Source organism: Hungatella hathewayi WAL-18680 (assembly GCF_000235505.1).
Lineage (GTDB): Bacteria > Bacillota > Clostridia > Lachnospirales > Lachnospiraceae > Hungatella_A > Hungatella_A hathewayi_A.
The window spans coordinates 3,493,986-3,507,896 of the sequence record NZ_JH379027.1; the positions used below are offsets into that span (position 1 = coordinate 3,493,986).

Genomic DNA, 13,911 nt, shown 5'->3' on the forward strand with positions numbered 1-13,911 from the left:
TCCTGCTCCTTTATGATTCCAATCGTTCTAACATGGACGGTTTTCTGATCTTGAGGACGGGCGTTTCCATGATTCCGGTTGGCTTAATCTGCATGCGGGCCGATTTTTTATCCCGCAGCTTCCAGACCAGGGTGTTGCTCACCTCTACCCTGATTCTGTTCTCCCCGCGGTGTATCAGTCCAGATACGTCGACAAATCGTCCATTTTCCATCAAATCCCCTGCCGGTTTGCCGTTTATCCGGATGCTGGCGCACGATGATATGGATGGGAAATCAATCACTGCCTCCGCGCTATCCGTCTCCAAATCCAGCCGGAAACTTCCATCATAGCTGAAGGTACCGGAAAAGCTGGGATAATATTCCCGGCCGTTCAGATTCGGGAACGGCTCTCCTTCCTCCAGTACAAAGCAGGTGGTAAACTCACCTCCCACCTCGGCCCTGGACACCGTCCATGCCGTTTGAATAGGGTTCTCCCATATTTCACCCTTTTTATTGACCGGCCTGTCCTCTTCCGCTCTCTCAACCTCCGCTTCCACCAGAAATACGGCCTCCCCCGGCTGCAGATTCAAAAGCACTACATCACTTTTTCTCCCCTGCGCAGCAGGACGATTTAACGCCTCTCCCAGACCGGGCAGTTCCTCCAGTTCATTCTCAAACGGCCGGTAACGGACCCATCCATTCTTCTCCATCCCCTGAATCCTTACCTCCGTCCTGACCACCTCCTCCGTACTCTCATTAAAAAACATACAGACAGAGCCGTCCTCATGAAGATACCGCATGGCTCTCAAATCCGGCTTTGAATCCGCCAGCGAAAAACTGCAGCGGCTCACCCGTCTGACTTCCCCCGCCAATTCCTGTAACGGCACGGCCCTCATATATACCCGGATTTCATCGGACAGCGCTTCCCCATGAATCCCACATTCCGGCATCTCATCCACCGCAAATACCGGCACTCCCGCCCGCCCGGCGTGCAAAATAAAGTCTTCCACTTCCTTCGGAATCCGCCGACACCAGGGAAGGATAAACGCGCTGTAACCGTATCCATTCAAATAAAACATCCCCTCCCTGATTTCCGCCTGCCCCAGAACATCGGCGGGAAGAATATTGCAGTCCATCTGGTTCTCCAGCAATTCCCGCACCGGTTTCTGAAACATCATGGCTCCGGTTCCCGTCCACTCGGCTTCCGCATGATACAAAACAGCGGCCTCCGTCCATCGGTGTCCATTCTGCAGCAAATGGGCGCTTCTGTTTACATACCTCATCAGCCGGCTAAAATACGGAAACTGCGGATTCTTCCCACCTGCAGAAAAATGCGGCGGACAGTCCGGGTCCGGATACAGAGGAGAAAATGCATGAGGCACAAACTGGTTGATTCCCCTGACCAGCATGTGGTCCAGAATCCATTTCATTAATGGAACGTCCTCTCCCCAGCCGTAGGCCCCAAACAGTTCACACAGCGCCTGCCCCTTCTTTTTCGGGTCAACGGCAGCTCCGGAGCTTCCAAGCTTCGCCAGCCCGAAATGATAGAACTCTCCGTCCTCCTCCCCGTCTACCCAGCAGTGAATCCGTTCCTTTTTCCCCGGCATCAGCTGCTGGGACACTACATCGACCCCAGCCATATCCTGTCCCGCCAGCGCCCGGAAATAATGACCCACACTGCAGCCCATTCTGCCATGGGCATTGTTGTCCTCTATGATGTGTCCGATGTACTGCACGCCTTTTTCCCGGCACCAGCCGCCAATCTGCTCACTGAAGCATCTCCTTACCTGCTCCGTCATCCTGTCCATATAATCATAGCGAAGCGCCGGCGTTTTCTCCCCCATTTCAAACCACAGCGCCGGCAGGAAGCGCGTATAGTCCGTCCCCCAGCATTCCTTCAATGACTCCCCCAGGGACGCACTCCACGGATATACCGCCTTTTCCCGTCCAGGAAGCATGTCGTACTCATATCCGGGGACATTTCCAAGTTCCGGCTCATCGGAGAAAAATCCGGCCAGGGTCTCTCCAAAGTACTGCCCGAAATGCTCATAGTGAGGTTCATATACCGCATCAATCAGAACCCGGACCGACTCCTCATCCAGCAGATTCATGTAGTGCTCCCTGCCGCCTCCGCTTCTGCTGGTATACAGGACAAACAGACGGTACTCCCCTTCCTCCACGTCAAGCTGGACCATTCCGTCCTGATAGAGCGGCGTGAGATTCCTGGCACCTTCCAGTATTATCCGTGACGTCTCCCGGTCCTGGCGGCGGTAGAGCCAGACAGTCAGAATCTCTTCCGGCTCCTTTAATCCATGCTCTATGAAGACCGTATTCTGCTTTGCTGGTCCGCATAGATCCATGTGAAATTCTCTCAAGTATACCTTGGCCTTCTCCGGCTGTCTCTCATACTCCCCCTTTGCATATCCGGTGGGGAAATGTTTATCGTCCAGCACCCAGACCTCCATATTCCGTTTCCGGGCCTCCTCCAGTATCATGCCAAGCTGCTCCCACCAAAGCGCCTCCCCAAAGGCCGGATGGGGGCGGGACTCCACGCAGAACGCCCGGATTCCGCATTTCTCAATGCTGTCCATCTCCTCCAAAATCCTCTCCTGTTCCTCACCGTGAAGCCACAAAAAAGGCAGAATATAGTTTCCTCCCTGCCCACACAGCACTTCCTCCACACACTTCATCATCTGAACTCCTCCCTGTCTCTTCTTTATCCGGAAATGAACGGCAGCCGGAGCGAATGTCGTCATCCGTCCCGGCTGCCTCTGATTTACTGCAGCGTTTTCTGATACCACTCTCTCGCGGCCTTTGTCACCTCTTCGCCGCCGGAGGCATACCATTTTTCCACAAACTCATCAAATTTGTCGATATCATACTCCCCGGTGATAATCTTGGAAGCGTACTCCACATAAAGGGTTCTGTTCAAGATATCCGCATATCCGTTGTACACACTGGATGGCATGCCGTCCCCGGCAATCACCTTTCCATAAGGCTGTACGTCCTTCATGGCCTTAACCGCCTCATCAATCGCCCAGGCTCTGTCCTCTGTCTTCATGTCCTCATAAAGCTGAATCTTGAAGTCCAAATCCGCCAGGGAATTGGCCGGCATGATAACCAGCTTCTGCTGGGTTGTCTTGTCGTCCGGTTTCTGCTTTTTCTTTCCGTCCACGGTCTCGCAGTGCATTCCTTCAATTCCATAATAGAAGTCATCCCAGTACTCCGGATTGCCGTATGCGTCAAATACCTTCATAACCGCGTCAATCTTCTCCTGAGAATCGGTGTTCCTAGCCACCCAGGCCAGACCGTTAACCTGCTTCGTGGTATAGAAACTCTCGTATCCGGGGGCGCTGATGGCCGGCATGGATACCCAGTTTGGTTTTACGCCTGTGGCCGCTTCCATGGACTCCGCATACAGAAGGGCATCCTGTGCAAAGCGGAAGGTGACGCCGACACGGTTGGAGTTAATCTTTCCGTCCCAGGCCGCTTTATCATTTAACAGAGTCTCCGGGTCCACCAGTTCCTCCTCATACAGCTCATGGATGAATCCAAGCGCATCCTTCATATTAGGGGTGACCGCTGAGTAGGTCAGTTCGCCATCATAGATATCCCAGTCAGGCGCCCCCTCCTGCAGTGCAACACCGTACATGGCAAAGAGATGGTCCATCCATTTTGCATCCTGGCGGCCTCCGGTGGGAAGTTCATCCGCGGCTCCATTTCCATTGGGGTCCTGGGTCTTAAAGGCTCTCAGCACCTCCACAAACTCTTCCTGGGTGGTCGGCATGGAAAGTCCCAGCTCATCCAGCCAGTCCTGGCGTATCATTCCGGTGTAGGGGGTAAACGGTCTCACATCCGGGATTCCGTAGATTCTGCCTTCCCCCGTCGGGTCATAGGAGCGGACGATATCCCACACACGCTCCGGCACGGAATTCCACAGATGGGGCGCCTTTTCCGGAAGCAGATCCGTCAAATCAAGGAGCGCTCCGTTCTTTATCAAATCTCCTTCCATGCCGTTGACCGGAAGGAAGATATCCGGCATTTCACCGGCGGAAATTTTTAAATTCAGCTGCTGCTGATAATTGCTGCCGCCATTCCACTCCACATAGGGCTGTGTGATGCCCACGCCGGTCAGCTCTTTATAGAAGTTGTACACGTCGCCGCCCTTTTCCACGGGAAGATACCCCTCATTGACTCCCCACATTTCCAAATCCACCGTTCCGTCCGCATTGGCCGTATCGGCGTTTCCGTTGGTTTCTGTCTTCGCGCTGCTTCCACAGCCAGTCAGGGAAGACAGGACCATCCCTGCTGCAAGGGCTGCAGCCATCATTCGTTTTGCTCTCATATCATACATCCTCCTCTTTTTTATGGATTCCTTCCATCAGCCTTTCACAGAGCCAAGCATGGCTCCCTTTGTAAAATATTTCTGTATAAACGGGTAAACCGCAATAATCGGCAGAATCGCGAATACGACGACAACCGCCTGAAGCGTGCGGTCACTGTAATTCACATTGATGGACGCCGCCACATTCTGAAGCTCACTTCCGCTTCCAATCAGCTGGCGTATCTTCATCTGAAGGGGAAACAGCTTCATATCCTGAATAAACATCATGGGATGCTGGAACTGGTTCCACAGTGTCACCCCGTAAAATAATCCTACCGTAGCCAGCACCGCCTTGGAAGACGGCAGCACAATCTGATAAAACACCTTGAAACGGCTGGCCCCGTCAATCATGGCCGCTTCCTCCACTTCCTTTGGAAACTGCTGGAAAAAACTTCTCATGATAATCATGTTATAGGCCGTCAAGATCTGGGGCAGCACCAGTACCAGCGGATTGTTGAACAGCCCGATATTTTTGAGTGTCAAAAAGTACGGAACCACCGGAGCCTTGAATACCATCGTAATCAGCGCCACAATCATAAGCAGCTTGGATGCCTTGAACTCCTTTTTCGAGAGCGGATAGGCAAACAGTGAGGTAATCGCCAACGACAGCACCACACCGGAAACCGTGGCCGCCACCGTGATAAAGAACGCCCTCCAGATATCCCTGTTAAAAAGGATATATCTCCAGGAGTCAAATGTAAAGCCTACCGGCAGTAAATTTACCGCGTTCATGTCTGATGCCGCCTTGGAGCTGAACGACAGCGCCAGCACGGAAACCAACGGTATCATCATGACAACAGCCAGGAGAAGCAGAATGCCGGTCATGGCCAGCCGGAACACACGGTCCCACAGAGATTCTCTCATTCCCATGTTACCATAACCCCCCTTCTGACGTTTTTTGCGAAAGTTTATTGAATATCAGTACAAGTCCAAGTCCCACCACGGACTGGAATAGGCCAACCGCCGTCGTAAAGCTGTACTGGGCCTGCTGGATACCAACTCGGTAGACATAGGTATCGAAGATATCGCTGACCGCATAAGTCATCGGCGTCTGGAGGTTGTATACCTGGTCAAATCCCAATTCCAGGAAACTGCCGATATTCAGCAGGAACAAGGTCACCACCGTAGGTACCAGAAGTGGAAAGGTGACGTATTTCATTTTCTGGAACCTGGACGCCCCATCTATGGAAGCCGACTCATAGAGGGATGGGTCAATCCCGCTTATGGCTGCCAGGTACACCACCGTTCCCCATCCGGCTTCCTTCCAGATGGATGAGATAATGAAAATCGGCCGGAACCAGGACTCCTTCTGCATGGCCAGAACCGGCTTCATGCCAATCATCTCTCTGAGATTATTGAAGAATCCGCCGATGCCAAAGAAATCAAACACCAGCCCTCCCACAATAACCCAGGAGATAAAATACGGAATATAGATTGCCGTCTGGATTCCCTTTTTCAACCGCTGCTGTTTAATCTCGTTCAACATCAGAGAAAGCAGAATCGGAATTGGGAAAATGAGAATCGTCTTACAGAATCCCAGGATAACCGTGTTCGTCAAGATCTTCTTAAAATCCGGATACGTAAACAATGTCTTGAAATTCTTAAAACCCACCCACGGGCTCTTGAAAAAGCCGCCTACAATGTTGTAATCCTCAAATGCAATAATACTTCCAAACATGGGAATAAACTTAAATATTCCAAAATAAATCAGCCCTGGAAGAACCATCAGGTAATAGGGCCAGTATTTCTGAATATTGTGTCCCCAGGTTTCCTCCTGCACATAGGTTTTCGCCGCACGCTGTTTGTGCTTCCCCATGATTGACACCCCCTTTATGTGTTTTATTATCCTTCTTTTTGTGACTGCTCTCAACGGACATTTTTTATGTAAAAATATGTCATTTTTAATATTTTCTAAAAACCTTCCTGTTAGAACAGGGTAAAATCCAGGAAGTCGAAAGCGCCCTGTCCTTCATAATTCAGATAGAGGGCTTGTCCCTGTTTTCCGGCGCTGTCTGCTTCGGTACTGTCTGCTGCGGTACTGTCTGCTTCAGTACTAACCGCTCCGATACTTCCTGCTACGGCATAGGTTCCGTCGAAAGCGGTCCACTCCCGGGAGTCCATATGGATGGGAACCTCGCCGAGAATCCCGCCATCCGGCCGCGCCAATAGAAGCATCCTTCCGGCGGCTTTTCCCCGCACCCTCAACCGGATACGGCCCTCCGGCTTCAAGTCAAAAAAGCGATATCCGGCCACGGCGCCGTCTCTCATATTGGCTATGTACTGCCCCGGTCCGCACTCCCTGTCGCCGCCATCCTGGGTAAAGTAAGGATACCTCTCATCCATCAACACCTCTTTCGACCATACCGCTCCCTCCTTCCCCCAGAGATGGCAGGCAATCCGGGCTTCATAGACGCCTTCGCCTTTTAACGGACCTCCGTTCAGTCCGCAGGAAGTTACCCCGACCTGCAAAATCCTTCCATCCGGCAGAATCGTCAGCGGCTCCGCACATGCCTGGCGGCTGAAAAAGGTCCGGTTGGTCTGCCTGTGGTAAAACAGATACCAGACTCCATTCACCTGCTCCATGCCTCCATGGGTATTGCCGAGATAATTGGCCGGCGCGGATGCCTCCCGGCCGTCTATGCCGATATCCCCGATATCAATCAGCCGTCCACCAAACTTAAATTCCCTGTCCGGATAAGCGCTGACCGCATAGCACAGAGAGGAACTGTTCCTGTCTGAATAAACCAGATAATAAATTCCCCCAATCTTTCTTATGGAGCTGGCTTCATAAAACTCAAATCCCTCAAATCCGGTCCCTTCACTGTCTTCCACCGTTGGAAGCAGCCGCCTTGGATATTCCTTCAGCGTCATCATATCCGGCTCCAGGCGCATGACCTGGGACGCCTTGTTCTCATGAAGCCCCTTCGTCCTCGGCCCATTGCCGGAATACAGATAACACTCCCCGTCATCGTCAATCAGAATACCGGGGTCAAACTGAAGATAGTCCCCCTCTTTTCTTCCGAGAGGTGTTCCATCCGGGTAATGCACCAGACCAGCGAATTCATAGGGTCCCGCCGGCTCATCGCTGACGGCCACACCGATTTCCGGCAGCACGTCAAGGCAGTAATAGAGATAATACCGCCCGTCAAGTCCCCTGGCCACATCAGGAGCCCACATACAATGCCTTCCCTCCGGATTTCTGATATCCTGGTTCTTGCGGTAAATCACCCCTTCATAGCGCCACTCCTTTAAATGCTCCGTGTCCGCCGAATAACACACGTAATCGTTCATGCAATATTTATCGCCGCCAAACTGGTCATGACTCCCAAACAGGTAGATTCTACTGCCAAATACATGTGGTTCCCCGTCCGGGATATATTCCCACGACGGTAAAAATGGATTGACTGCCTGCATGTTCTCCCATCCTTTCCTGTACAATTGTTATCCTGATACCACCTTATCACAATCTTTTTGGGATACCCATTGACATTTTTTAGTTTTAGGGCTGGTATTTTTTAGTTTCTGAAATGGCCGCATTGGAAAAAGACTATAAAATCCCCTATAAAATGCTAAAAAAATTTTCGCCGCTATCCTTTATGATAAGAGTATTGGCAGAACTGATATCTGCCTATTGGAAAGGAGACTATCACTTATGAAACATATGACAGCACCCTGCCTGCTTCACGGAGGCGACTACAATCCGGAGCAGTGGCTCGCTTCTCCCCAGATTCTAGAGCAGGATATCGAACTGATGAAGCAGGCGAATATCAACACGGTGACTCTGGGCGTCTTTTCCTGGTCTTCCTACGAGCCCGAGGAGGGACACATTTCCTTTGACTGGCTGGACCAGGTGACAGACCGTCTCTGGGAGGCCGGTATTTCCTTTATCCTGGCCACCCCGACAGGCGCGCGCCCTGCCTGGATGGATAAAAAATACCCGGAAATCATGCGGACAGACAGCTATGGCGTCAGAAACCATCACGGCCTCCGCCACAATCACTGTATGAGTTCGGAAATTTACCGGGAAAAGGCGGCGGACATGGACCGGCTGCTGGCCAGACGGTATGGCAGCCACCCCGGTCTTCGGATGTGGCATATCTCCAATGAATTCAGCGGGGAATGCTTCTGCCCCCAGTGCCAGGAAAAGTTCCGCACTTACCTGAAGGAAAAATACCACACCATTGAGCATTTAAACGCCTGCTGGTGGACCTCCTTCTGGAGCCATACCTACCATGATTTTGATGAAATTGAGGCCCCCATGAGAAATGGGGAGACCGGCCTCCCCATCCTCTCCCTTGAATGGAGACGTTTTACCACCTGGAACACGGTTGACTTTATGAAACAGGAGATTCGCGCCATCCGGGAATCTTCTCCTGATATCCCGGTGACCACCAACTTCATGTGGCTGTACCCCCTGCTTGATTACAGGGAATTTGCCGATGCCCTGGATTTTGTCTCCTGGGACGCCTATCCCAGATGGCACAATGATTACGAGCCGTTGGAACACACGGCGGCCTGGACCGCTTTTAATCACAGCCTGATGCGGAACATCTGCCCGGGGAAACCATTTTTTCTCATGGAACACACACCCAGCGCCGCCAACGGCCATCTTTTCAGCAAACTGAAACGGCCGGGTATGGGGACACTGGCGACCCTCCAGGCAATTGCCTGCGGTTCCGATTCCGCCCTCTATTTTCAGTGGAGAAAGGGGCGCGGCGGCTTTGAGCAGTACCATGGCGCAGTGGTAGACCACGATGGCCGGAATGATACCAGAGTATTTGCGGAGGTTTCCCACACCGGACAGCTGCTGTCCTCCTTAGACTCCGTTCCCGGAAGCACGGTGACGACAAAAGCCGCCATCCTCTATGAATGGGAAAATGCCTGGGCTCTGGATGCTTCCTCGGGCCTTGGACAGAACATCAAATACAATGAAACCTGCGTATCCTGGTATCAGGCCCTGCTGCGCCAGGGAATCGATGCGGATATCATTGGCCGCCATAGGGATTTATCCGGCTATCAACTGGTTATCGCTCCCATGATGTACATCTGCCGCCCGGAACAGGCAAAGCGGCTGAGGGAATATGTGGAACAGGGCGGCTGTCTCATTGCCACCTATCTAAGCGCCTATGTGGATGAAACCCTGCTCTGCCATCTTGGCGGCTTCCCAGGCTGTGGTCTGTCGGACCTCTTTGGAATCCGCGCTTCGGAGCTGGATACCCTCTATCCCTCCGACAGAAACCGGCTCATCTGGAATGGCAGAAGCTATGAAATCCGGGATTACTGTGAGATTTTGAAAAACGAAGATGCAGAAATTCTGGCTTCCTATCAGGATGATTTCTATCAGAACACTCCGGCCCTGACCCAAAAGTCTCTCGGAGCCGGAACCGCCATCTATCTGGCCTGCCGCACGGAGCAGAGTTTTCTGGATGATTTCATTTCCGATATCTGCCGGACACAGAATCTCCCCTGCATCCCCGGCCTGGTCCCCGGAACGGAATACCACCTAAGAAGCAGTGAAACACAGGATTTTCATTTTTATTTGAATTTTACGGATAAAGAACAGACAGTAGACGGCCATGTGATACCTGCCGTCTCCGGGCTGGAAGTGACAACGGAAAAATAAATAAATCCGCAGAGCGCCTTTTCACTTTCAGGGCGCCCTGCGGACTTTTTATTTTAAAAACATTCCAACCAAGCTTTCACCAGCGAAATCCAGCTCTGGCACTGGGGTTCTATGTAATGCGACTCGCCGCCTGAGGTTTCCCGGTTCGCCAGGGACAGGCCGTGGCGGCCGGTTGGGAAGATGTGAAGTTCCACATTTACCCCATGGCTAATCAATGCTTCCGATAACAGCAGACTGTTCTTCACCGGGACGGAACTGTCGGTGGCCGTGTGCCAGATAAAGGTTTTGGGTGTCTGCTCCCCTACCTGATATTCCAGCGATACCTGATGTCTCGCCTCTTCCGTATCCGCCTTCTCACCCAGGAGATTTCTCACAGAGCCCTCATGGCAGGACGGCCCGGATGTAATCACCGGATATGCCAGTATCATGCCGTCTGGCCGGATATCCTGCGGGGAGCGTCCAAGAGCTTCACACAGGAAACTCTGATTCCAAAAAGCGCCCAGGGAGCATGCCAGATGGCCTCCCGCTGAAAATCCGCATACGATAATTTTATGTTCATCTACCAGCCACTGCTCCCGGTTATCGCGAATCATTGCTGTCAGAAACGCCAGCTCCATAAGGGCCGCCGGAAACACGGCCGGTTTGACGCTGTACTGCAAAAGAAAGGCATGATATCCCATTCCGAGGAACTGAACCGCCACAGCTTCCGCCTCCCGTTCCGACAAATGCTCGTAACCGCCGCCAGGGCAGATGATAACCGCCGCCCGTTTCTTTTCCACGGCTGATGCGGGGGCATCCAGCAGATACCCGGTTACGGCGGCCGGCCGTGTGATTCCCAGCTTGTTTCGGTATATGTCCGGTATGGAAACCTGCTGTGTAAAATATTTCATCTGTCTTTAATATCCCTTCTAATTTCCAAGAACTTCATTGATGCCTTCTGTCAATGTTTTTGCAGCGTCTTCCGGTGTGATATCTCCGGAGCTGAGTTTGCCAAACACTTTATAGTAAATGCCGTCCGGGTTTGCTTTCAACTCGCTGTCATCAAACTTGGGGTCCTGTGTAAACTTGCTGTAATCCATCACCTTGGCATTGGCTTCCTTGGTCATGGCGTCGCCGATTGACTTCTCATTCAGAGTGGCAACCGCAACAGCAGAACATGGTACTCCACGCTCGGTAGAGCAGATTTCCACGCCCTCCGGGTCATTTAACAGATAGTTGACAAGCAGGGCCGCTTCTTTCGGATACTTGGTGCTGGCCTTAATCGCGAAATCCATGGAAACCTTGGTAAATCCTCCCTGGTAATCACCAAATTTGATAAATTCACCAATCTGGAATTCCTGACCAGGCTTATTGACACTGCCCTCCATGGCCTCCTTCACCTTGGTGGCCGCGGAATCCCATTCCATCAGCCCCGCATACTTGCCATCAATCCACTTGGCATTCTTGTCCAGGGAATCTGACATATCACCGTTGATGGTCGCTATGGAAGGAAGCACGTGCATTTCCTCCAGCTTGTTCATGAAGGCAAAGCCCTCCGCAATCTCCTCCTCCGTGTAATTCATCACACCGTCAGTCACCCAGTCTTTTCCGTATTTGGACTCCAGATAATATACCATGAAAATCATACGGTCATACTCACCCAGGGCCAGCGGATAATATTCTTCATTGTAAGCCTTAAATGCCTCTCCGGCCGCCAGCAGGGATGCTTCGTCCGTAGGAATCGGGCAGCCCACCTCATCAAAGGTTGTCTTATTCCAGTAGAACAGACGCCCGGTCAGGGAAATGGGAATTGCCATCAGTTTTCCGTTCACCTCATTCAGTTTCAGTTTGTCCTCCGGGAACTGGCTCAAATCCAGTACATCCGCCACCTGATATAAATCCAGATAGGACTCCCCTCCCTTGCTGTAATCCGTCACCCAGTTGGAACCAATCTGAATCACATCCGCGCACTCGCCGCTTAAAATATTCAGGGACTGTTTTTCCTCCCATCCGGTCCATGCACCGTACTCACAGTCCACCGTGATGTTCGGATACTTTTCCATAAAGCTCTGTACCGCTTTTTCCGTGGCCTCATGTCTGGAATCTCCTCCCCACCAGGAAATCCGCAGAGTCACCGGCTCGCCGGAGGTCCCTTGCGTGCCTGTCTCCGTAGAAGCAGCAGCGGCTGCAGTCGTACCTGCCGCTGCCGCTGCGGTTGTCTCCGCTGTTTGGGAAGCTCCACAGGCTGTCAAAGACAAGCCCATGATGACTGAAAGTGCAGCCGCCGTTATCTTATCCCATCTTTTTTTCATAATCTTTCTCCTGCCTTTCTTCATTTCTGTACAAACTATTTTGTAAGTATTTACATGAAACATTATATTCTAAAATACGCACCTCTGGAAAGATTAATTATATACAAACAGTCGCTATTTTTTTATATAAATTATCCAATTATTTTTGCAAAAAAATGCTTTGTCATTTTTTATTTCGTTATTTTTTTGTTTTTATCTTGTATTTCTTCCATTTTTATCCTACAATATTATTAAATATTGACAAATATTGTTTTTATAACTGCAAACCTTTTCACTCACTTCATTTATGGATTCAGACAGGGAGGTTATTATGGCATTTACCATCAAAGACATTGCAGCACAGGCCGGGGTATCTTATTCTATGGTTTCCCGCGCTTTGAACGACAGCGGTCCCGTCGCCCCTGAAAAAAAGCGGCGGATTCTGGAAATCGCAGAGGCTATGGGCTATGTGCCGAACCACGCCGCGGTATTCCTTAGAAAACCAAGCTCCCGCATGATCGGGTTCTACCTTTCCACCATCAACAAGAGCTCGTCTCCTTACGTCCTCCACGACGTTCTGACAGGGGTGTACAGTGTCCTTGGCGGCAGTTACCATGTCATCGTCAAGGGAATCGACATGCATATTCCAGGCAGCTTAAATCCCAGCCAGTATGATGGTATTCTCGTCATGTCCCAGTGGGACAGTGATATTGAGTTTCTGGAGGAAGCCTACCGCAAGAACATCCCCATGGTCGCCATCAGCCGCCAGCTGCCCATCGACATCCCTTTTGTCGCTACCGACGAGGCCGGTGGAATGGCACAGGCCATGGAGCACCTTCTAAAATGCGGCCACCGCAGAATCGGGATTATCGAAGGGCCTCCCAATTTAGAAGCCACGGTACTCCGCCACGCGGGCTGGTGGACCACCGCAAAGCAGTGGGGGCTCTCCCCTGAGGAAATGCCGGTGGAGTACGGCAATTACCGTTATCACAGCGGAAAAGCCGCCGCCGGACGGCTGTTAAAAGCTCATCCCCGCCTTACCGCCCTCCTCTGCTTCAATGACGAGATGGCGTTTGGGGCAAAAAATGCCGCAGAGGAACTAGGCCTGCGGGTTCCCGACGATTTATCTCTGACCGGCTTCGACAACCTGGTTTACTCCAGCTACTCCGATTTACGGCTGACAACAGTGGAGCGGAGTGCCACCGCCATCGCTGTGGAAGGGACTAAGATGCTGCTTCAGTCGATTAGCGAGGATGATTTCCGCCCCAGGGATACCTGGCTGGAGACACGGCTGATTGTGCGGGACTCTGTGAAAGATATCTGACTTGCTGGCAAAATAAAGGGGCTGTAAAAAAACTCCCTAATTAGGAATCGCCAGTTCCGGCAAATGCCGGTTCTGGTGATTCCTTGTTTTTATAGCTGCTTTTTGATGTTCACTTGTAAAAAATGGTTCACTTAATAAGCCTATGTGGGTAACTTTTCTTTGCTTTTAAGCTGCTGCTTCTTTTCGCTGCTTTTTATTATGATATTTATAGATGTTAAATCCACAAGAGATTAACGTAAGTTCAAGAATTACATTTTTCTCACCTCTTCGAAATAATCTTTTGTAAGACCTGTCCCATTTTAATACTCCGAATGTTCCTTCTGCCTGAATAC

At 51.3% G+C, this 13,911-nt stretch carries 10 protein-coding genes; 2 read left to right on the forward strand and 8 right to left on the reverse strand.

Annotated features, from left to right (window positions below; all coding sequences use genetic code 11):
• Window positions 1–10: 10 nt before the first annotated feature.
• The 5 genes from HMPREF9473_RS15970 to HMPREF9473_RS15990 form a co-directional block, all read right to left on the reverse strand.
• Window positions 11–2,671 (reverse strand): hypothetical protein, encoded by a 2,661-nt coding sequence (locus HMPREF9473_RS15970; RefSeq protein WP_006781193.1) that lies wholly within the window; start codon window positions 2,669–2,671, stop codon window positions 11–13.
• A gap of 83 nt (window positions 2,672–2,754) precedes the next feature.
• Window positions 2,755–4,323, reverse strand: coding sequence for an extracellular solute-binding protein (locus HMPREF9473_RS15975; protein ID WP_006781194.1), 1,569 nt, complete (start codon window positions 4,321–4,323; stop codon window positions 2,755–2,757).
• A 36-nt stretch (window positions 4,324–4,359) separates the two neighbouring features.
• Complete coding sequence (locus HMPREF9473_RS15980; protein WP_006781195.1) at window positions 4,360–5,232, reverse strand: carbohydrate ABC transporter permease; 873 nt, start codon at window positions 5,230–5,232, stop codon at window positions 4,360–4,362.
• 1 nt (window position 5,233) lies between these two features.
• A complete protein-coding gene (locus tag HMPREF9473_RS15985; protein ID WP_006781196.1) occupies window positions 5,234–6,178 on the reverse strand; it encodes an ABC transporter permease in 945 nt (314 codons plus the stop codon).
• 110 nt (window positions 6,179–6,288) lie between these two features.
• The gene (locus tag HMPREF9473_RS15990) at window positions 6,289–7,776 is read right to left on the reverse strand and encodes a family 43 glycosylhydrolase (RefSeq protein WP_006781197.1); all 1,488 of its coding nucleotides are present in this window, start codon (window positions 7,774–7,776) and stop codon (window positions 6,289–6,291) included.
• 238 nt (window positions 7,777–8,014) lie between these two features.
• Here HMPREF9473_RS15990 and HMPREF9473_RS15995 point away from each other — a divergent pair, with 238 nt between their 5' ends.
• Window positions 8,015–9,985 carry a beta-galactosidase gene (locus HMPREF9473_RS15995; RefSeq protein WP_006781198.1) on the forward strand — a complete coding sequence of 657 codons (1,971 nt, stop codon included), beginning with the start codon at window positions 8,015–8,017 and terminating at the stop codon, window positions 9,983–9,985.
• A 53-nt stretch (window positions 9,986–10,038) separates the two neighbouring features.
• Here HMPREF9473_RS15995 and HMPREF9473_RS16000 read toward each other — a convergent pair whose 3' ends face one another.
• Together HMPREF9473_RS16000 and HMPREF9473_RS16005 are read right to left on the reverse strand one after the other, a co-directional pair.
• Window positions 10,039–10,875 (reverse strand): alpha/beta hydrolase, encoded by an 837-nt coding sequence (locus tag HMPREF9473_RS16000; RefSeq protein WP_006781199.1) that lies wholly within the window; start codon window positions 10,873–10,875, stop codon window positions 10,039–10,041.
• Between the two features lie 18 nt (window positions 10,876–10,893).
• On the reverse strand, window positions 10,894–12,279 hold the full coding sequence (locus HMPREF9473_RS16005) for an ABC transporter substrate-binding protein (protein WP_050810071.1): 1,386 nt from the start codon (window positions 12,277–12,279) through the stop codon (window positions 10,894–10,896).
• A 307-nt stretch (window positions 12,280–12,586) separates the two neighbouring features.
• Here HMPREF9473_RS16005 and HMPREF9473_RS16010 point away from each other — a divergent pair, with 307 nt between their 5' ends.
• On the forward strand, window positions 12,587–13,579 hold the full coding sequence (locus tag HMPREF9473_RS16010; protein WP_006781201.1) for a LacI family DNA-binding transcriptional regulator: 993 nt from the start codon (window positions 12,587–12,589) through the stop codon (window positions 13,577–13,579).
• Between the two features lie 165 nt (window positions 13,580–13,744).
• On the opposite strand, the gene HMPREF9473_RS28770 is transcribed toward HMPREF9473_RS16010, so the two are convergent.
• Window positions 13,745–13,911, reverse strand: a 167-nt coding sequence (locus tag HMPREF9473_RS28770; RefSeq protein WP_187388714.1) for a transposase, incomplete at its 5' end; no start/stop codon positions are given.

Excerpts from the sequence above, each read along its gene's own strand:
- HMPREF9473_RS15970 (WP_006781193.1), bottom strand. The coding sequence starts at position 2,671 with ATGATGAAGTGTGTGGAGGAAGTGCTGTGTGGGCAGGGAGGAAACTAT.
- HMPREF9473_RS15980 (WP_006781195.1), bottom strand. The coding sequence starts at position 5,232 with ATGGGAATGAGAGAATCTCTGTGGGACCGTGTGTTCCGGCTGGCCATG.
- HMPREF9473_RS15995 (WP_006781198.1), top strand. The coding sequence starts at position 8,015 with ATGAAACATATGACAGCACCCTGCCTGCTTCACGGAGGCGACTACAAT.
- HMPREF9473_RS16010 (WP_006781201.1), top strand. The coding sequence starts at position 12,587 with ATGGCATTTACCATCAAAGACATTGCAGCACAGGCCGGGGTATCTTAT.
- HMPREF9473_RS15990 (WP_006781197.1), bottom strand. The coding sequence starts at position 7,776 with ATGCAGGCAGTCAATCCATTTTTACCGTCGTGGGAATATATCCCGGAC.
- HMPREF9473_RS15975 (WP_006781194.1), bottom strand. The coding sequence starts at position 4,323 with ATGAGAGCAAAACGAATGATGGCTGCAGCCCTTGCAGCAGGGATGGTC.
- HMPREF9473_RS15985 (WP_006781196.1), bottom strand. The coding sequence starts at position 6,178 with ATGGGGAAGCACAAACAGCGTGCGGCGAAAACCTATGTGCAGGAGGAA.
- HMPREF9473_RS16000 (WP_006781199.1), bottom strand. The coding sequence starts at position 10,875 with ATGAAATATTTTACACAGCAGGTTTCCATACCGGACATATACCGAAAC.